This is a genomic window from Picosynechococcus sp. PCC 7002, from assembly GCF_963860125.1.
In the GTDB taxonomy this organism is placed as follows: domain Bacteria; phylum Cyanobacteriota; class Cyanobacteriia; order Cyanobacteriales; family MRBY01; genus MRBY01.
In genome coordinates this window covers 344,258-363,384 of record NZ_CAWLFA010000001.1, presented here as the reverse complement: position 1 = coordinate 363,384, position 19,127 = coordinate 344,258, and the positions used below count along the sequence as shown (strand labels likewise).

Below are 19,127 nucleotides of genomic sequence, written 5' to 3'. Positions count from 1 at the left end.
ACCCCATTTTCGACTCTGTGTATACGGATGTGAAGCCGAAAAAGCCTGTGTTACTGTATGTCGGCTTAAGAAATGTAACGTGATCACAACGTTCTGACTTAGGTGTGGGTAAGCGCATTTTTTGGATGCAACGGCCCCTTTGACCAAAGGAAACCCTCTACTGTCAATTGTTTTTGGTGAGGCATGGTTTTCGGCGGTAGTTGAATTCAATTTTTTTTCATGACCTTAAAACGTAAACATTTGCTCGCTTTGTCTGCTGTTTTTACGACCTTTGCTCCCTTGAGCTTGACCACAGCACCAACCCTAGCAAATACGGATACGTCTCCTCGTGTTCTGGCCCGTACTCAAGTGACCGCTGCGGCAGAACGTTTAGAACCAATTGCTACGTTGTTTTCTTATCCCCACGAAGAACGGACTGCTACCACCCTCTACGTCAATCAACTCCCCGTTCTCACGTTTCTCAATTCTGGTGATGCCGCCGATGATGAGGCCCAGGCGATCGCCCAAAAAGTTTCCCAAGAATTAAATACCCTCGTTGCCCAAGCGGACTTTGATGCCACGAAATTTTCTGCAAGTTGGCAGGCCGCAGGCAAATATGACTTGCTCTATGACAATGCACCCTTGATCACCCTAGATGATTCGGTTTTTCTCGCGGATCGGACGGGCAATGAGACCCAGGATGCTCTGATTGCGGTGAATCGCTTCCGGCGGATCCTCGGTGGTGCTGAACCCATGGCGGCGATCGCCAATGCCCCCAAGGCAAAAAATGTGGCGGGTGCTGGCCTGAAGGTACAACGCACCATGCAAGGCCGGGCCTCTTGGTATGGGCCAGGATTCCATGGCCGACGTACGGCGAGCGGCGAACCGTTTAATCAATATGCGATGACTGCCGCCCACAAAAGCCTACCCTTTGGCACAAAGGTGCGGGTAACAAATGTCCGCAATGGTCGCTCTGTGGTGGTGCGCATCAATGACCGTGGCCCCTTCACCCCTGGTCGCATTATCGATTTGTCCAAGGGTTCGGCCCAGCAGATTGGTTTAGTCAGTGCTGGCGTGGCTACGGTAAAGTTAGAGGTTCTGAACTAACGTCTCTATCCCCTAGCCGATGAAAGTTGTACGCACCCTTGCTGGATTACAAACGGCGATCGCCCAGGTTGCCCCGAGGCAAAAAATTGGTTTTGTCCCCACGATGGGGGCGCTCCACCGAGGCCATGGCAGTTTAATCCAACGGGCAAGGGTAGAAACAGACTTTGTGGTGGTGAGTATCTTCGTCAATCCTCTGCAGTTTGGGGCCAACGAAGATCTTGACCACTATCCCCGGCAATGGGAAGGCGATCGCCAATTTTGTGACGACCTGGGGGTAGACCTCATCTTTGCCCCCACAGTAGCCGAAATGTATCCGGGGCCAGAACCAGTGCAGATCTTGCCGCCTTCTGGGTTAACCAGCGGGCTTTGTGGTCGCTTCCGTCCAGGCCATTTTACGGGGATGGCGACGGTGGTGGTGAAACTGTTGCAATTGGTGCGGCCGGCGATCGTCTATTTCGGTGAAAAGGACGCCCAACAACTGGCGATTATTAAACGGCTGGTGCAGGATTTGCATCTACCCGTCACTGTCCGGGGTTGTCCCATTGTCCGGGAGCCGTCGGGGTTAGCGCTCAGTTCCCGCAATCAATATTTATCTGCGACAGACAAAACCGAAGCGATCGCCCTTTCCCAGGCCCTCCAAACTGCCCAATCGCTATTTCAAACGGGGGAACGGCACGCAGGTCGGCTCATTGCAGCGGCCAAAGAAACCCTGGCTAAATTTCCGAGGGTACAACTGCAATATATAGAATTAGTTGATCCAGAAACCCTGATGCCCCTGCCCCAGGTGCAAAAATCTGGTTTACTGGCGATCGCCGCCTATGTCGGTCAAACCCGTTTGATTGATAACACCATGCTAAAAACCCGTCAGCCGATTATTGCCATTGATGGCCCCGCCGGAGCCGGCAAGTCCACCGTTACCCGCCAAGTGGCCGAGCAGCTCAAGCTTCTCTTTCTAGATACCGGGGCAATGTACCGGGCGATCGCCTATCTCGTTTTAGAAAACAATATCAATCCCCAGGATGAAGTGGCCGTCGCCGAACTCGTCAGTACCGCCACCATTACCTTAGTGCCCCCCAAGGCGCCCACAGAACCTATTACCGTGTTGGCGAATAACCTTGATGTGACCCAGGCAATCCGCACGCCTGCCGTGACGAAACAGGTATCTGTCATTGCCGCCCAAGCCGCCGTCCGCCAAGCCCTAGTGAAGCAGCAGCAACGCCTCGGTGAAAATGGGGGCCTCGTGGCAGAGGGGCGCGATATTGGTACCCATGTGTTTCCCGATGCCGAACTCAAGATTTTCTTGACTGCCACCCCCGCTGAACGAGCCAGACGCCGCGCCAAGGATCTCACTGCCCAGGGAGAAACCAATATTGACCTAGGACAACTAGAGGCAGAAATCACCGAACGCGATCGCCTCGATAGTACCCGCGCCATTGCCCCTTTGACCAAGGCCCCCGATGCGGTGGAGTTAATTACCGATGATCTCAGCATTGAAGCGGTGGTCGCTAAGATTATCCATCTATATAAAGGTATAAACCAGATCTAAATATTATTGTTCTGGTGCAGCCGCATTGGCGATCGCCCATTCCACCTGCCGTAAAATTCCCCGTAACATCGCCACTTCTCGACTGCTGGGACTGGCACGGTGGTACAAATTACGAAACGTTTCCATCCGTGAGGTGCTGGTGTGGGGATATAGAAATCCCACCTGCAACAACACCCGCTCTAGGTGCTGATAGTAGCCCTCTAATTCACTGAGATCGGCCAAATCAGGCAGTGGTGCGGCCTTTTCCTTGGGAGGAAAACCCTGTTGCTCGGTGGCCAAACTGCGCAATTCGTAGCTACAAACAGCGACCGCCTGGGCCAAATTGAGGGACGTATATGCATCCCCCGTGGGAATGCAGACCAGCCTTTGGGCTTGGTTTAATTCGCTATTACTCAAGCCGTGGTCTTCCCGCCCGAAAATTAGCGCACTGGGTTGATCGTCTTCTAAAAACCAGGGCAAAGCTGCCTTGGGGGTTTCCACGGGCATCGGTAAACTGCGCTGGAGTCCAGTGGTGGCGATCGCCTTTTTGCAACCCGTCAATGCCGTTGTCAAATCGGGAACAACCACCGCCCGTTCGAGAAATTCCCGCCCATGGACTGCCATTAAAAAAGCCTCTTGGCCTAAATGGTTACAATGGGGATTCACTAAGAACAATTGCCCCAGGCCCATATTTTTCATCACCCGGGCAATGGAGCCAAGATTTAGGGCCCCTGCAGGTTCTACAACCACAATCCGAATATGCGTCAAACTCGCCAAGCTATTTTCTCCATCGCAGTGCAACTCCCCATTGTGCCGTGGGCGTGACCCCAAAAAAACCCTGGCGATCGCCAAATCTCATTCTGATTCCATCGGCTCAATATTTGGGTCATGGTTACCTCACCCATTGGCGATCGCCCCCCAAGATCCTTTTAAGTTGACCGCAAGATAATTTACAATCTGTAATGTTGCCATCGTGCCCCGCAAGGATTTTAATATTCTTTGCTGTAGCAAAATATTCAGTTTTCCCAAGACTGGAGCGGCAGCTTATACGAACCAAGCGCGTGACACTTACAATACAAATTAGTCCCTTAACGACTCACCATAAACCACATCGGTTTTAGATTGGCTCAAACAAGACCGAGACGTTTTCAGTTGTACGTCTAATTGCACCGAGTGATCACCCTAGTAAAAATAGTAGTACTTAAATTTTATCGAGCGAACATAAACCTATGAAAGACCTGACCAAATATCGTAATATCGGTATCTTCGCTCACGTCGATGCGGGTAAAACCACCACCACCGAACGTATCCTGAAGTTAACCGGAAAAATCCACAAATTAGGTGAAGTGCACGACGGTGCAGCCACCACTGACTTCATGGAGCAGGAACAGGAGCGCGGGATTACCATTCAATCCGCTGCCACAAGCTGTTTCTGGAAAGATCACCAGCTCAATATTATCGATACTCCCGGTCACGTCGATTTCACCATTGAAGTTTATCGCTCCCTAAAAGTACTTGACGGTGGTGTCGGTGTATTTTGTGGTTCCGGTGGTGTAGAACCCCAATCCGAAACCAACTGGCGTTATGCCAACGACTCCAAAGTTGCGCGGTTGATCTATGTCAACAAATTAGACCGGATCGGTGCTAACTTCTACAACGTTGTGAAGCAGGTAGAAAATATCTTGGCAGCAACCCCTCTGGTAATGACCCTGCCGATCGGTACAGAGAGTGAATTTAAGGGCGTTGTTGATCTGCTTACCGAAAAAGCTTGGATTTGGGACGAATCTGGCGATCCGATGAACTACGAGATCACCGATGTCCCCGAAGACATGAAGGATCAAGTAGCAGAATACCGCGAGGCCCTCGTCGAACTCGCTGTCGAACAAGACGACGAGATCATGGAAAAATACCTCGAAGGCGAAGAAGTCAGCATTGACGAAATCAAGGCTTGTATCCGGAAAGGAACCCGTGAACTGGCTTTCTTCCCCACCTACTGTGGTTCCTCCTTTAAGAACAAAGGGGTACAACTGGTTCTCGATGCGGTTGTGGACTATCTCCCCAACCCAATGGAAGTAAATCCCCAGCCGGAAACGGATATCGAGGGTAACGAAACGGGTAATTTTGCCATTGTTGACCCCGAAAAGCCCCTCCGTGCTTTGGCATTCAAGATTATGGATGACCGTTTTGGGGCCTTGACCTTTACCCGGATTTACTCTGGGATGCTCAAAAAGGGTGACACTGTTCTCAACACAGCCACGGGCAAAACTGAGCGCATCGGGCGGATGGTAGAAATGCACGCCAACTCCCGTGAGGAAATCGATGAAGCCCAAGCGGGTGACATTATTGCCATCGTCGGGATGAAGAACGTCCAAACAGGTCACACCCTCTGTGATAAGGACAATCCGGCGACCCTCGAACCGATGGTTTTCCCCGACCCGGTAATCTCCATTGCGATCGCCCCCAAAACTAAAGGCGGCAACGAGAAAATGGGGGTTGCCCTCAGCAAGATGGTGCAAGAGGATCCCTCTTTCCAAGTGGAAACTGACCAAGAGAGCGGTGAAACTATTATTAAAGGGATGGGCGAACTTCACCTCGATATTAAAGTAGACATCCTCAAGCGTACCTACGGCGTGGAAGTAGAAGTGGGTAAACCCCAGGTTGCCTACCGTGAATCGATCACCAAAGTCATCAATGACAGCTACACCCACAAGAAGCAGTCTGGTGGTTCCGGTCAGTTCGGGAAAATCGACTACACCATCGAACCTGGCGAATCCGGTAGCGGCTTCCAGTTCGAGTCCAAGGTCACTGGTGGTAATGTGCCCCGTGAATTTTGGCCCGCTGTTCAAAAAGGTTTCGAGCAATCCATCGAGAAGGGTGTACTGGCTGGCTTCCCCTGTGTTGACCTGAAGGTGACTTTGACGGATGGTGGTTTCCACCCGGTTGACTCTTCGGCGATCGCCTTTGAAATCGCGGCCAAGAGTGGCTATCGTCAAACCCTACCCAAAGCTGGCCCCCAAATCCTCGAACCGATCATGAAGGTGGATGTCTTTACCCCCGATGATTACGTTGGGGATGTAATTGGTGACCTCAACCGTCGTCGCGGCATGATCGAAGGTCAAGAATCCGGTGCTACTGGGATCCGCATCAAAGCGAAAGTGCCCCTCAGCGAGATGTTTGGTTACATCGGTGACCTCCGTACCATGACCTCCGGCCGTGGTCAGTTCTCCATGGAGTTCTCTCACTATGATCCTTGTCCGAAGAATGTTGCGGATGAAGTCATCAAAGAAGCTAAAGAACGGGCGGAAGCAAATAGCTAACCCTTAAACGAAGCTCTCCCACTGGGCGAGATTAGAACCAAAAAGCCGATTGGTAAAAATGCCAGTCGGTTTTTTCTTTGGTCGTCATCAACCCATTAAAAAAACTCCCCACTAAAACCTGGAGAGTTCTTTGAGCCAATATTAAACCTGTCAGTATCGCTGCTTAAATGCTTTGGGCCAAGACCGCCACACCAGCGACCACCATCATCACCCCAGCAATGCGGAAAAATTGAATCTGTTGACGACGCAAGGCCAGAAAAGCCGTTCCCATGCCGATAAGGTGCAAGCTCGCAGTTCCCGCTAGAAAACCGAGGGCATAGTGAAGACCTTGGGCATTGGCAGGCATCTCGGCGCCGTGGGCATAGCCATGAAAAACGGCCAGCGCCCCAATAATGAGACTACTCCACAGCAACGGCAGACGGGTGCCAAAGAAAACAAAGCAACCTAACAGTAGATCGGAAAAGATAATCCCGACCTCGATCCCTGGTACGCTCATGCCAACCATGCCGAGTAAACCACCCACCAACATCAAACCCAGAAAACTCAGAGGAAGTAAAAAACGCCCTTGCTTTTCTTCGACTTGAACGGCCCAAATCCCCACCGCTAACATGGCAATGAGGTGATCGAGGCCCCCAAGGGGATGTTGAAAGCCATGCCAAAAACCAGCGGTTTCGTGGCCGCCAACGTGGGCGATCGCCACCGATGGCAGAAAAACGCAAAGCATCGCCCCAAGAAATAACAAACCGTGCCGAATGTAACGCTGACCCATGGTGTCGCTCCTTTGAAACATTCCAATTTTAGTGAACAATCTCATGGGTAATATCGCTTTGGTGATGAGTCTTAAAGATTCGCTTTATTCGGTAAAACTGCAAAATATTAAGCCTTTGGGCGATCGCCCCAGAAAAGGGCTACAACTACGACAAGAGATGAGGCCCAAGCTGCCTGTGTTGCTGCGTGACTGGCTCCTAAAAATTTGGCGACGATCGCCCCTCCCCGTAAAAATGATCGCTGTCCTGGGGGCGATCGCCTTGGTGGTGCGTTTAACGCCCTTCCTGATGCCCTTGCAAGCAGCGGATATTGCCCAAACCGATCAAGCCTTTCGCTTTTATGACCGCAATGGTTTGTTTTTGGGGACAGTCCTCAGCGCCGACCAAGAAAATACCTCTGTTGTCAGCCTCGATGAAATTTCGCCCTATTTTCAGCAGGCGATTATTGCGGCGGAGGATGGTGATTTTTACCACCATGGCCCCCTGGATCTCCAGGCGATCGCCAGGGCCACGTACCAAGCAATCAAACACAAAAAAATTGTCAGCGGGGCCTCGACGATTACGATGCAGCTTGCCCGAATGTTAGGCGATCGCCCCCGGACTTTGAACGCAAAACTCCAGGAAATTTGGGTCGCCTGGCGGTTAGCAGCAGGCATGAACCGCCAAGAAATTCTCACCGCTTATATCAACCGTTTGCCCATGGGGGGAAATATCTATGGCGTTGAAGCGGCAGCCCAGATTTATTTTGGCGTAGCGGCAGCGGATCTTAATTTGGCCCAGGCGACCCTCCTTGCGGCCATTCCCAACAGTCCCATTTATCTCAATCCCTACGATTATTGGGACAATCTCAAACAACGGCAACAGTATGTGCTGACGCGCATGGTAGCCGAGAGCGAACTGTCCCCAGAGCAAGCGGATCGAATATTCCAAGAAGCTGTCACCCTGCAACCGCGTCACCAGGGCATTCTCAGTGCGCCCCATTTTGTTTTTTGGTTAACGGAGCAGTTGGACACCAGCCAAAATCCTGTGATTCGTACCACCTTAGATAAAAATCTCCAGGATTTTGTTGCGGCACAGGTGCGCCAGACCGTTTTAAATTTAAACCAAAATCATGTCCACCAAGGGGCGGCGATCGCCATTGATAACCAAACCGGCGAAATCTTGGCCTATGTGGGATCTACGGATTACTTTACGCCCCAAGGCGAAACCGATGGGGTACAATCCCTTCGGCAACCAGGCTCCACCCTCAAGCCCTTTCTCTATCAATTGGTCCTAGAAACCCGCACCATTCGCCCCAATACGATTTTGGCGGATATTCCCACCTACTATGCCATTCCCGACGCCAAACTCTATGAACCCACGGACTACGATGAAAAATTTTTAGGCCCGGTGCGGGTGCGTCTCGCTTTGGGAAATTCCCTCAATATTCCGGCGGTGCGGGTTTTAGAAAAAGTGGGTGTTGAGGCATTTTTACAACGTTTGCACCAATTGGGTTTTCAGCATTTAACCGAAGCCCCCGACTACTATGGCTTGGGTCTCACCCTGGGGAGCGGTGAAGTAACCCTGATGGAGTTGGCCAATGCCTATCGCACCTTGGCTAATGGCGGCAAAAAAAGTGATTTAGTGAGTCATTTTGCTCATCCGGAATCAGCCACAACATTTCTCAGTGACTCCTCAACTTGGCAACTGATTACCCAGATGCTGAGCGATAAACAGGCCAGGGCGATCGCCTTTGGGGTCGATTCAGCGTTAAATTTACCATTTCCAGCGGCGGTCAAAACGGGAACATCTTCAAATTATCGTGATACCTGGGCGGTAGGATTTAGCGAAAAATACACTGTTGCTACCTGGATTGGTAACTTCGATGGCACACCCATGCAGCAAGTTTCAGGGGTGGCAGGGGCTGCACCGCTCTGGCGCGAAATTATGTTGCACTTGCACCATCAGCGGGAACCATTGCCATTCCCGGAGCCAGCGGCCATGGTCAAACGTCCCATCTGTGCTCTGTCTGGCAAAAAATCCACGGGCCTTTGTCCTGTCATCGTCCAGGAATATTTTTTTCCGGAAGATCTAGCCGAGTACGAAACGGATTTAGATGACTTTTACCAGGAAATTAACGGCGAGATTCGTCTCGTGTTGCCCCCCGAATATGACCGCTGGCTGGCGACCCAAACGACCTTGGCGATGCCCCAAAGCGGCTTAAAAATTCTGTTTCCCCAAGATGGCGATCGCCTCCTGAGCGACCCCAACAATCCCGGCCAACTGGTAATCCAATTTCAAACCAAGAACCAAGAGCCTGTGCAATGGCGGCTCAATGGCAATCCCTGGCAACCGGACGATCCCCAGAACCCGAAGTTACGCCTGACCCCTGGCCCCCAGACCTTAGAAATTCGTCAAGGCGATCGCCAGGATCAAGTCAACTTTTCCGTAGAAGTAGCCCCGTCCCAAACGACTAAACGGGGATTTTCAGTGAATTAAATGCTGATGTTCTGTCCCCAAAAAGATTCTAAATCTCTTGTAAGTTGGATGATTCATCGGCAGCTAACCCAAAATAAACTGATTTTACTGACTGTGTTGTTTTTTGAAATTGCTTTCAAAGAAAATTAGACAATGATGTCAGTACTTATTTTTTGATTTCTAGCATTTCCCATTGCTGAAAATTAGTGCATATCACCTTAGAGATGCAACATATCGTTGCCCCAGAGATGGCATTTAATCATCTTTTAATATAAAAAAGGCTCCAGAAAATAAATCTGTAAGCCTTTGCAATACTCAAGTTTTGGTGATCTCAACAACCAGCTTGAGCATTTAATCATGTGTGGGAAGAAACATTAGCTTTATTGTAAACAAGCCAGGGGAAGTAAAGGCCATCGTTACAGAATATGCAACTGCTGTCGTCAATCTACAGGCGAGAAAATCAGGTTTTAAACAGAGATTGATTTTACGAAGTGCTTCACTTCTGTCTAAAAATCAGCTCACCAATAGAATATTGCCAGTGACTACAATGGCACTGTCGTTATTTGAATAATCTTAGGAATGGTTAATGTAAAAAAAGTAGGTGATTTTTTTTCAATCAGGGAACTTAGGCAGAAGGGCCTACAAATTCTTGGCTTAATTGGCTTATCCATCTTGGCCGAAGCACAGATCCAAGTCGGATTGGCCCAAAGTCCCGATAATTTGCCAGACGATGAAGCGGCAGAAATTCTCCAGGTTGGCATTGGCGGCACCCCTCCTTTTTTAGTGGAGTCGGTCAACGGTGACTTTCAAGGAATTGTGCCGGATATCTGGGAAACCATTGCCTTTGTGAATGGCTGGGAATATGAGTTGATTCTGCAAACGGAGACACAAGCGGCCCTGGATGCCGTGGCCACCGGGGAATTAGATCTCCTGGTGGGGCCGTTTAGTATTACCGCCGAGCGTTTAGAAGCAGTTGATTTCACCCAGCCTTTTTTCATTTCTGGATTAGGGGTTTTGCTGCCCGAAGAGTCGCCCCCCATTTGGGAACGGGTGCGGCCTTTTTTCACGCGCACGGCCCTCTCCTCGGTGGGGGTTTTGCTAGTGTGTTTATTTCTAGTGGGTAACGGCATGTGGCTCGTGGAGAGACGCCATAATCCAGAGGAGTTCCCCAATCATTATCTGCGCGGTGTGGGCAATGGGATGTGGTTTGCCCTGGTGACTCTGACGACGGTCGGCTATGGCGATCGCTCACCCAAAACCCCTTGGGGACGGTTTATCGCCGGGGTTTGGATGTTGATCTCTTTGATTGCGGTTTCTTCTTTAATCGGGGGATTGGCCTCGGCTTTTACCCTTGCCCTTGCTAAATTGCCAGAGGATGCAATCCGTGACCCTGGAGATTTACGCGGCACCCGCATGGCCGTTGTCCAGGGCACAACAGGGGAAGCTTTTGCTGCCGAATATCGCGCCAAAGTTGTGCAACGCCCTAGCTTAGAAGCGGCGATCGCCTTAATGGAAGCCGATAAAGCAGACGGTGTAATTTTTGATCGGCCAACCCTGGAGTATTACCTTAGTCAGAATCCTGACTTACCCTTGCGGGTTGCTGACTTTAACCTAAATACCGAAAATCTGGGTTTTGTTTTACCTTACGATAGTCCCCTAGCCCTGCCCCTCGATGTGAGTATCGTGGCCCTCGAAGAAGACGGTACCCTCGTCCGCACTGCCCAAGACTGGCTCCAAGGGGAACTCAATTTAGAATAGACACTAGAGATAGTTTGTTACCAACGGAGAAAAACAGCCCCTATGAAAATGCTTCACACCATGATTCGAGTTGGCAATTTAGAAGAATCCCTCAAATTTTATTGTGATGTTCTGGGGATGAAACTCCTGCGTCAAAAGGATTACCCCGGCGGCAAATTCACCCTAGCCTTTGTCGGTTATGGCGACGAAAAAGACAATACCGTGATCGAACTAACCTACAACTGGGACACCGATCGCTATGACCTCGGTAATGGTTTTGGTCACATCGCCCTCGGTGTGGATGATATCTATGGCACCTGCGAAAAAATCCGCGAGCTGGGCGGTAAAATTTCCCGGGAACCCGGCCCCATGAAGCACGGCACCACGGTGATTGCCTTTGTCGAAGATCCCAATGGCTACAAGATCGAATTGATCGAAATGAAAAAGGCCGCCGCTTAGAGCTGATTGATAAAGCCCCCCGGCCCCCAGTCTGGGGGTTTAGGAGGCAGATCAAGAGACTTCTTAGCTTTAAAAACAACCTTCGTTTATTGGATCTTGCCAATCTGGCGGCCCACAGCTTCGATTTCAGCGTAGTTTTCGTTGCTGGTCTGAATAAATTGGGTCGCCCCAAACAAATCAAGAATTTCTTTGTGGTCAGGATTGTTGGGATCGAGTTGGAGCAAAGCCTGTTGCACTTTATCCCGGAAGCCTTCTCCATAGCGCTCGTCCACGTCGGGGGAAATGACCCAGTGATAGTCGTAGTAGGCGGGCGATCGCCAAATCACGTTCACTCTATTGGTATCTACTTCCCCAGCTTCGACGCGACTGTTCCACACCTGTTCATTGAGCATTCCCAAGTCATAGGTACCGGCTTCGACCAGTTGAATGGTGGCATCGTGGGAGGCCGAAAAACCCACTTCCCCTTGGAAATCTTCAAGAGAGACTCCGGCTTGTTCTAGGTAGTATTGGGGCATCAGGCGGCCAGAGGTGGAGGATTCACTACCAAAGGTGAGGGTTTTGCCTTTGACTTGGGTTAAATCAGCATCACTGGCTAATTCCCCTAGGCCACTATTCACATTGGCAATCAGTACCGAGTGAAATTCGGCGTCAATATCCCGTTGGGCGATCGCCTCAGCCCCAGGGACTTGCAATCTCGCTTGGACACCCGTCAACCCACCAAACCAGACTAAATCTAAATCACCCACCTTAAAGGCTGTGACCGCGGCGAGGTAATCGGTGACGGGTTTATATTCTACGGGGACTCCCAGTTCAGCACTCAGATAATCCGCCAGCAGGCCATAGAGTCGCTGCAATTTTTCAGGATCTTGGTCGGGAATCGCCCCAGTCACCAAGGGTTGCACTGCCGTTGTCGAGGTTTCATTTTCGGTGGGGCTAGTGACATCCGTAGTCGATGGCGCAGTACAGCCAAAAACACTGAGGGAAAGCAGACAGAGGGCAGACAGGAGCCGTTTTTTCATGGGTAATTTCTCAAGGGAAAGAAAAAGATTTATTCCCAACTTAAGATAGCAATTAATGTTTTCTCCCCCCAATGGCTTTCGTAATGGCATCTGCTTTGTGGCCCCTAATTTGGTTTTACGCTGTTTCTTTTTCCTGCGGGGTTTTGATGCTCCGTATTTGGCGATCGCCACGACCCCGTCCTCTGGGATGGTTCTGGGTGGCGGGGTTTGTCCTCGTCCTCACCTGGGGAATGAACCTGATTTCGATGGCTTGGGCTGCTTGGTGGGGCGGTATCGCTTGGTTGCTGTTGATCCTCGTGCCATCTTTGGGCTTGCGGCAGATCCAGAGTCTCTTGTCCCGGCAAGATTTTCAACGGGCTTACCAATGGGCTTTGTATTTGCGATATCTTCATCCCTTTGATGGTTGGTGGGAACAGTCGCAGATCATTCGCGCTTTAATCTTGAGTCAACGGGGTCAACTCACCCCAGGCTTAAATCTTTTAGAAAAATACCAGGATCACCCCAGTTTTTTGGCCCGTCAGGCGATCGCCATGGATTATGCGATGCGGTTTGATTGGATGGGGTTGCTGGCTTGGCTCCGGGGAATGGCGCAAACCCCCCAAGAACCTTTGCTTTTGGTTTACTATTGCCGCGCCCTGGGAGAAACAGGTCAACTGTCGGAACTTTTACAACTGGTGCTGAAACCAGAAACCAAAGCGCAACTGTTGCGGGGGAGCGATCGCCGTCAGTGGCATTTGGTATTGCTATTTACGGCGGCTTTTTGTGGCGAAATCAAGACGGTGCAACGGTTATTGACAGGCCCTCTCCGGGATTATGCCAAAGAAATTAAGGGTTTTTGGCTGGCGATCGCCCACTACGGCGCCGGGTGTGTCTCCCAAGGAAATGCCATTTTACAGACCCTCCAGGAGGACTCAAATAAACGTTTCCGCAATGCCGTCCAGATGCGTCGCCAACATCCTCCTCGACCAGCCCAATCGCTCCTCCCCGTAGACGCTTATCCTGATCTGGCCCGCCTTAGTCGCCTGGTACGGCAGGAAACCCAAGAGCAGCTTTATCAATCCCTCGTGGGCCAACCATCTGCGGGGCAAAAGCAAATTTCGGTGAATTCTGTTTTAGTTGCCGTCAACTGTCTGGTATTCCTGGGGGCGATCGCCGTTAGCAGTCCCGAAAATCCAGAAGCGATGCTCCAGGGTGGTGGTTTCATTCCCAACCAAGTGTTGCAGGGGGAATGGTGGCGCTTGTTTACGGCGAATTTTATCCATGTGGGGCTGGCCCATCTCTTGATGAATATGGCAACCTTGGCGTTGCTAGGCCCCTTTGCCGAAAAACATCTGGGGCGATCGCGTTATCTCCTCGTTTATTTAGGTAGTGGTTTCGGGGCGACGGTAACGCTGTTTGGGTTGGTACTGTTAGCCCAGGGCTTTGACTATGAGGCGTTTCCTGCGTGGTTGGCCTATCTCACCACAGAAATTCGCTATGGCTATCAGGTGTGGGTCGGGGCTTCTGGATCGATTATGGGCATGATCGGGGCGATCGCCGTGGTGTTGTGGCAGGGATGGCAACGGTTTCACCTCGAAGCCGCAGGCAGACAATTTCGCTTGATTTGCTTAATTATTGTGATCCAGTTTGCGGTGGATCTCAGTTCCCCGAATGTTAGTTTTTACAGCCATTTACTGGGCCTCTCCTGGGGAATTGCCTTAACGCTTTTGTTGAGGCGAATTTAAGGGGAATTGCTTTTGGCAATCGAAACAGTATGCTTTTCCGTCAAAGCGAATTTTATTATTAAAACAAAACATTGCGACTTTTTTGGAAATAGATTGCTTACAGCAATAGCAATAGTATTTTGTTTTCTTTGTCTGTTCTATTGAAACGGGGTGCTGATTGTCTCTTTCTCTAGAAATAGAAAATTTTTTATAGTAATCAAACTGGGAAGGTCGATGATAACTGACTAGGTTTTTCGCTATTTGCTGCAATGATTCGGATGAAATTATTTTTGTGATTGAACCAAGAGTTGTCAATATACTTTCATTATTGAGATTGTCTCGTGTTTGTTTATAAAATTCGTCTGACTTAATGACAGCATCTGTTTTAAAATCTTTTGCCTTGGGACGAATCACGCGAGATTTTGGCGAAACTAAAACATAGGCAAGAAAATGGGGTTGTAATGGTATTCCCAATCTTTTAGGTAGTATTTCTTCACCCTGGAGAAGGGTCTTTAAAACTTTGATGTGTCTTTTATTTTGCTCAATGGGAGACTCTATTGCTCTGTAGCTTTTCTGGAATGAGACTAAAAATTCGCCATGTTCTGTGATTTTGATACTACGGGCATAATGTTTTGTTTCTAAGATATAAAAATCAAGAAATCTATTGATTAAGATATGGTCAATTTGAGCAACTAATCCATTATGTTCAATTCTAAGATCGTGAATAATCGCCCAGTTTGGTGAATTTTTATAATAAAAATCAATAAAATAAGCAGAATCCTTTTCTCCTTGATTACCAGAGGTGAGTCTCTTTAGCTCTGTTTTTGTCTGCAAAACTTTTGCTTCGGATAAATTAGGTAAATTGATAATCGTTTTAACTGCTCTATGTTTGCATCAATGGGATCTTTTTCTTTAATGATCATTTAGAAATAATTTGAATCTTGCAATTTTCCTTCGGATTAACCTTGCTCAGTAAGTAATTTTACTAGAGCACTCTTTTTTAGCTTACTATATCCTTTTAAGCCACGTTTTTTAGCCATTTTTTGGAGATCTGCCTGGGTAAAAGTCGTAAGAAACTGCGGATCAATAATTACGTCTGGCAGAGGTTCAGGGGTTGTGTAAAAAATTTCTTTGAAAATATTTAGTTTTTTCCCTCTGGTAATGCCGCATTTTACTTTTGTGACATCCATTAAATTTTCTTTCCAATATTGACGCGGAGCATTTTCAATACGTTCAACTGCATTGGCGAGCTTAACGCTGCCCAATTTCAGGGGATTAATTGGACGCTTCATTAGATAGTCCAGACCCACTTTGATTTCCTCCCTAGTTGCTGTTGCGAGGTTAATTTTAGCAAGCTTTTCTTGAGTAAGAATGCGGGCCGATTCTTGAGTTTCTGGGGAATCATCAGCAACAATACACCAAACTTTCGTCAATCCTGCTTCTTCGGCAGCAGCAAAAACGAAGCTATTCGCAATCACTTGATAAGATTCAGAACCGATTTGTTTGACAATTAAAGGAATCCAATTTCTATTTTCAGCATCATTAATGGCTTTGGCTGCTCCTTGAATCAAAAAATCATGGACTTGTGTATCTATCCCTGTACTGATTTCATCGAGATAGAGATGTAATAATGCACCTACTTCTTGTTTCATTAAATAAAATACTCCCGAACTAAGTCACGATAATATTCCCGTGCTTTTTTACTTGTAAAAACTGCTGGACGATTAGAAAATGCAGCGGATGCAATGTGAGCATAGCTAGGCATCTCAAATATTTCGAGATTTTTGTGAGCTGGGCGATATTTAGGAAAAAAGAAGCGCATCAAATCAATTTGCTCTTCTTTTTTAGCTTGTTTAATGATTTTAGTAATTGCCTCTTGTGCTTGCCTTTTTTGAGTTGGAGTAATTGCTTCTCCATTAAAGAAAATTGGTAGGGGAACTGGGTCTGATAATTCTGACGCGATTCCAAATTTTTCAGCATCTACGTCAAACTGCCTGCGTGATTCTCCCAACATAGGAAAAATTGTTTTCATGGCAGTAGCCGCATTTTTAAATGAAGCAATACCATTGTGTTTAGATGGCATCAGGATAACGTCGGCAGCAGCGATCGCCTCTTCGGTAAATCTATTTGTACCGGGAGGAGAGTCGATCAAAATATAATCATAATTATTTTTCAAAGGATTTAAAGATCGTCGCAAAAAGCTCTTGGTTAAATATTTAGTATATTGAGTTTGCTCTTGATGTAACTCTTCATCTACTGGGATTACATCAAACCCATATTCTTTTCCGCTTTTTGTTTTCAAAGTATATCTCGAAATAACATCTTGGATGTCATGGTTTTTATGATCTTGGAGATATTCTGAGAGTTTAAGTTTACCTAGTTTAACATCTAATAAATCTGTCAAGTCTTTCTGGTTAGGGTCAAAATCTACAACCAAAACTTTCTTGTCAAATCCAAGAGAATTGTCTGGCTTTCCCTGGGGGAGCGATAAAATACCTGCAAGGTTGATGACAGTCGTTGTTTTCCCGACACCGCCTTTATTATTGTAGATAGCAACGAACAATGAGCGTTTTTGATTATCGATATAATGCTTAATAAGCTTAATTTTTTCATCGATATTATCAGCCGTTAATTTTATATTTTTGGTGTAGGGATAAACGACTTTTCCGTGCCGTCGAAATAATTGAATATATTCTGCGTTGGTAATGATTCCCCATTTAGCAGAATGGCAATGTTTTGATTTTGGATGTAAATAACCCTTGAGTTGGCTGACTGTTTTTTTATAATCGTTAGAGCCAAAACTTAAATCAAGTTGTCTTTTTTTTAGTTCAATGAGCAATGATGGATTTGCTTTAGTATGACAAAAGATATCATCCCCATAATTCTTGCGAGCCGCTAAGTCAACTTTTGCTCCACCATTCCCGACTAAGTATTGGCTCTCAATTTCATTTAATTCAAATCCCAAAAAAGGTAAAATTGCGGGTCTCATTAACATTGCTTCAATTTGCGGCTCATTTGCATCGGGAGCTAATGACAACCAAGCATCTTTGAGATTGAGATTTGACATAAGATAGCATTATATTTTGAGGCTCAAGTGATTATCTTATCAGACTTTAAATGTTGGGATCTCATCACAGCGGCAACTCATGACTTTTATGAAAAATATGACTGCATTGCACCAACTGCTGCACAGCTTCCGGTTGCCAATTTCCCTCAATATTCCGTTGGGTGAGGACTAACAAACGTAGGCTATAGCGGGTTGGAAATCCTTCAATCTCTAGCCAGACCAAATCACTTTCTGCTTCGATGGCAATCCGTTCCTCTGGCATCAATTCCGAGGCAATACTTCCGACCGTATCGGCTAACTGCACCAACAAGCGACAAAAATCTTCAAATTCTGCTGCGGTTAATTCCACAGCCCAATCATCGGCTCCAACCAAGCCCTGGAAAGTCCGGGTGGGGTCAGGATCCCAGCCTAACCGCCAACCCGTTCCTTTTTTGAGCGATCGCCCCATTTATTCGCCTCGATACTCCGGTTCACGCCCGTAAAGATAGACGAGGTAGCGTAATTTGCCAATGAGGTCATCACTCAGCATTTCCGGCTGGTAGCGCCAAGTCCAGTTCCCGGCGGCCACCCCAGGGGTATTCATTTTTGCCTCAGACCCCAAACCAAGTAGATCTTGGAGGGGGAAAACTGCCAGATTTGCCACGGAACCCAACGCCAGACGGATCAGACCCCAATGAATTCCCTCATCGCAGAGGCAACCGAGGTAATCCGTGACCCGCGCCTTTTCTTCGTCACTGCGCTTGTCAAACCAGCCCACCGTGGTGTCATTGTCGTGGGTGCCTGTGTAGACAATGCAATTGCGATTGGTGTAGTTGAACGGTAGAAACGGATTGGCGCGATCGCTATCGAAGGCAAAGTGCAGAATCTTCATACCTGGCAAGCGATATTTATCTCGTAGAGCCTCCACGTCCGGCGTGATTACCCCCAGATCCTCAGCGACGATGGGCAATTCACCGAGTTTATCTTTGAGTAACGCAAAAAATTCGTCACCCTTAGCCTTGATCCAGCGGCCATTCATCGCCGTTTTTTCCCCTTGGGGCACCGCCCAAAACGCTTCAAAACCCCGGAAGTGATCGATACGAACAATATCGACATACTCCAGCATGGTTTTAATGCGCTCGATCCACCAGGAATAGTGACGGCGCGAAAGGTTACGCCAGTTGTAAACCGGGTTGCCCCAGAGTTGGCCCGTTTCGCTGAAATAATCCGGTGGGACTCCCGCCATCCACTTGGCAGCTCCGGTTTCATAATCGAGACGGAAAATTTTCGGATGGCCCCACACATCGGCACTGTCGTGGGCCACATAGATCGGCAAATCCCCAAAGATTTGGATGCCCTTTTCATTGGCATAGCTTTTTAGGGTTGACCACTGGCGGAAAAATTCTGATTGGGCGTATTTGTGGAAAAAGACTTGATCGGCGAGGATCTCTGTCTGCTGGGCGATCGCCTTTGGGTCACGCCAAGCAAGGGCAGCATCCCAGTCATACCAGCTTTTGCCGTCGTGGGCTTCCTTGAGGGCCATAAAGAGTGCATAATCATTGAGCCAATAGGCCTGCTCTTCGCAAAAGGTTTGAAATTCTTGTTTTCTCTCTGGGGTCGCCACCGCCTGGAAGCGTTTACAGGCTTTTCTCAGGAGGGGCATCTTAAAGGCGATCGCCTGATCATAGTCCACTCGATCTCTAGGACAACTCGGACAGGCCGCCAAATCAGCTTCTTCTAATAAATCTTCTGAAGCAAGCCACTCCAAATTTAACAGCATCGGATTGCCCGCAAAGGCCGAATAACACAGATAAGGAGAATTCCCAAACCCCGTTGGCCCCAGGGGCAGAACTTGCCAAACCTGCTGTCCACTATCGGCAAGAAAATCAATAAATCGATAGGCTTCTGGCCCTAGATCGCCGATTCCAAATCGACCCGGCAAAGACGTAGGATGCAACAGAACACCACTAGCACGACGTTGAAACATACGCAGATTACAAGCTCACAATTT

General features: G+C 48.4%; 16 protein-coding genes. 8 read left to right on the top strand and 8 right to left on the bottom strand.

Annotation, left to right across the window (positions count from 1 at the left end; all coding sequences use genetic code 11):
- Window positions 1-219: 219 nt before the first annotated feature.
- Window positions 220-1,086: a septal ring lytic transglycosylase RlpA family protein gene (locus AACQ84_RS01730; RefSeq protein ID WP_012305978.1), complete on the top strand. Its 867-nt coding sequence runs from the start codon at window positions 220-222 to the stop codon at window positions 1,084-1,086.
- Between the two features lie 19 nt (window positions 1,087-1,105).
- Window positions 1,106-2,632, top strand: coding sequence for a bifunctional pantoate--beta-alanine ligase/(d)CMP kinase (locus tag AACQ84_RS01725; RefSeq protein WP_012305977.1), 1,527 nt, complete (start codon window positions 1,106-1,108; stop codon window positions 2,630-2,632).
- A gap of 3 nt (window positions 2,633-2,635) precedes the next feature.
- Here the strand turns inward: AACQ84_RS01725 and AACQ84_RS01720 are convergent, their stop codons facing one another.
- Entirely contained in the window at window positions 2,636-3,388 is a 753-nt protein-coding gene (locus AACQ84_RS01720) for an RNA methyltransferase (RefSeq protein WP_012305976.1), read from the bottom strand.
- Between the two features lie 38 nt (window positions 3,389-3,426).
- Between AACQ84_RS01720 and AACQ84_RS01715 the strand changes: the two genes are divergently transcribed.
- The gene (locus AACQ84_RS01715) at window positions 3,427-3,549 is read left to right on the top strand and encodes a hypothetical protein (protein ID WP_254903474.1); all 123 of its coding nucleotides are present in this window, start codon (window positions 3,427-3,429) and stop codon (window positions 3,547-3,549) included.
- A gap of 291 nt (window positions 3,550-3,840) precedes the next feature.
- On the top strand, window positions 3,841-5,928 hold the full coding sequence (fusA, locus tag AACQ84_RS01710) for an elongation factor G (RefSeq protein WP_012305975.1): 2,088 nt from the start codon (window positions 3,841-3,843) through the stop codon (window positions 5,926-5,928).
- A gap of 163 nt (window positions 5,929-6,091) precedes the next feature.
- Here fusA and AACQ84_RS01705 read toward each other — a convergent pair whose 3' ends face one another.
- On the bottom strand, window positions 6,092-6,697 hold the full coding sequence (locus AACQ84_RS01705) for a HupE/UreJ family protein (RefSeq protein ID WP_012305974.1): 606 nt from the start codon (window positions 6,695-6,697) through the stop codon (window positions 6,092-6,094).
- 43 nt (window positions 6,698-6,740) lie between these two features.
- Here AACQ84_RS01705 and pbpC point away from each other — a divergent pair, with 43 nt between their 5' ends.
- The 3 genes from pbpC (at window position 6,741) to gloA (ending at window position 11,348) form a co-directional block, all read left to right on the top strand.
- Window positions 6,741-9,173 carry a penicillin-binding protein 1C gene (gene pbpC / locus AACQ84_RS01700; protein WP_234991349.1) on the top strand — a complete coding sequence of 811 codons (2,433 nt, stop codon included), beginning with the start codon at window positions 6,741-6,743 and terminating at the stop codon, window positions 9,171-9,173.
- 651 nt (window positions 9,174-9,824) lie between these two features.
- A complete protein-coding gene (locus AACQ84_RS01695; protein ID WP_234991348.1) occupies window positions 9,825-10,910 on the top strand; it encodes a transporter substrate-binding domain-containing protein in 1,086 nt (361 codons plus the stop codon).
- Window positions 10,911-10,952: 42 nt separating this feature from the next.
- Window positions 10,953-11,348 (top strand): lactoylglutathione lyase, encoded by a 396-nt coding sequence (gloA, locus tag AACQ84_RS01690; RefSeq protein ID WP_012305971.1) that lies wholly within the window; start codon window positions 10,953-10,955, stop codon window positions 11,346-11,348.
- A gap of 86 nt (window positions 11,349-11,434) precedes the next feature.
- Here gloA and AACQ84_RS01685 read toward each other — a convergent pair whose 3' ends face one another.
- Window positions 11,435-12,367, bottom strand: coding sequence for a putative selenate ABC transporter substrate-binding protein (locus AACQ84_RS01685; protein WP_012305970.1), 933 nt, complete (start codon window positions 12,365-12,367; stop codon window positions 11,435-11,437).
- Window positions 12,368-12,450: 83 nt separating this feature from the next.
- On the opposite strand from AACQ84_RS01685, the gene AACQ84_RS01680 reads away from it, so the two are divergent.
- Complete coding sequence (locus AACQ84_RS01680; RefSeq protein ID WP_041443318.1) at window positions 12,451-14,091, top strand: rhomboid family intramembrane serine protease; 1,641 nt, start codon at window positions 12,451-12,453, stop codon at window positions 14,089-14,091.
- Here the strand turns inward: AACQ84_RS01680 and AACQ84_RS01675 are convergent.
- From AACQ84_RS01675 to malQ, 5 genes are all read right to left on the bottom strand, one after another.
- Window positions 14,065-14,904, bottom strand: coding sequence for a nuclease-related domain-containing protein (locus tag AACQ84_RS01675; protein WP_012305968.1), 840 nt, complete (start codon window positions 14,902-14,904; stop codon window positions 14,065-14,067). The genes AACQ84_RS01680 and AACQ84_RS01675 overlap by 27 nt on opposite strands.
- A 125-nt stretch (window positions 14,905-15,029) precedes the next feature.
- Window positions 15,030-15,722: a Rho termination factor N-terminal domain-containing protein gene (locus AACQ84_RS01670; protein WP_012305967.1), complete on the bottom strand. Its 693-nt coding sequence runs from the start codon at window positions 15,720-15,722 to the stop codon at window positions 15,030-15,032.
- Window positions 15,722-17,137 carry a ParA family protein gene (locus AACQ84_RS01665; RefSeq protein ID WP_012305966.1) on the bottom strand — a complete coding sequence of 472 codons (1,416 nt, stop codon included), beginning with the start codon at window positions 17,135-17,137 and terminating at the stop codon, window positions 15,722-15,724. Before AACQ84_RS01665 ends, AACQ84_RS01670 begins: the two co-directional genes overlap by 1 nt.
- A 64-nt stretch (window positions 17,138-17,201) precedes the next feature.
- On the bottom strand, window positions 17,202-17,585 hold the full coding sequence (locus AACQ84_RS01660) for a DUF1818 family protein (RefSeq protein ID WP_012305965.1): 384 nt from the start codon (window positions 17,583-17,585) through the stop codon (window positions 17,202-17,204).
- Complete coding sequence (malQ, locus tag AACQ84_RS01655; protein ID WP_041443317.1) at window positions 17,586-19,103, bottom strand: 4-alpha-glucanotransferase; 1,518 nt, start codon at window positions 19,101-19,103, stop codon at window positions 17,586-17,588.
- Between the last annotated feature and the right edge of the window lie 24 nt (window positions 19,104-19,127).

Excerpts from the sequence above, each read along its gene's own strand:
- AACQ84_RS01730 (WP_012305978.1), top strand. The coding sequence starts at position 220 with ATGACCTTAAAACGTAAACATTTGCTCGCTTTGTCTGCTGTTTTTACG.
- AACQ84_RS01725 (WP_012305977.1), top strand. The coding sequence starts at position 1,106 with ATGAAAGTTGTACGCACCCTTGCTGGATTACAAACGGCGATCGCCCAG.
- fusA (WP_012305975.1), top strand. The coding sequence starts at position 3,841 with ATGAAAGACCTGACCAAATATCGTAATATCGGTATCTTCGCTCACGTC.
- AACQ84_RS01705 (WP_012305974.1), bottom strand. The coding sequence starts at position 6,697 with ATGGGTCAGCGTTACATTCGGCACGGTTTGTTATTTCTTGGGGCGATG.
- pbpC (WP_234991349.1), top strand. The coding sequence starts at position 6,741 with ATGGGTAATATCGCTTTGGTGATGAGTCTTAAAGATTCGCTTTATTCG.
- gloA (WP_012305971.1), top strand. The coding sequence starts at position 10,953 with ATGAAAATGCTTCACACCATGATTCGAGTTGGCAATTTAGAAGAATCC.
- AACQ84_RS01685 (WP_012305970.1), bottom strand. The coding sequence starts at position 12,367 with ATGAAAAAACGGCTCCTGTCTGCCCTCTGTCTGCTTTCCCTCAGTGTT.
- AACQ84_RS01680 (WP_041443318.1), top strand. The coding sequence starts at position 12,451 with ATGGCATCTGCTTTGTGGCCCCTAATTTGGTTTTACGCTGTTTCTTTT.
- AACQ84_RS01670 (WP_012305967.1), bottom strand. The coding sequence starts at position 15,722 with ATGAAACAAGAAGTAGGTGCATTATTACATCTCTATCTCGATGAAATC.
- AACQ84_RS01665 (WP_012305966.1), bottom strand. The coding sequence starts at position 17,137 with ATGTCAAATCTCAATCTCAAAGATGCTTGGTTGTCATTAGCTCCCGAT.
- AACQ84_RS01660 (WP_012305965.1), bottom strand. The coding sequence starts at position 17,585 with ATGGGGCGATCGCTCAAAAAAGGAACGGGTTGGCGGTTAGGCTGGGAT.
- malQ (WP_041443317.1), bottom strand. The coding sequence starts at position 19,103 with ATGTTTCAACGTCGTGCTAGTGGTGTTCTGTTGCATCCTACGTCTTTG.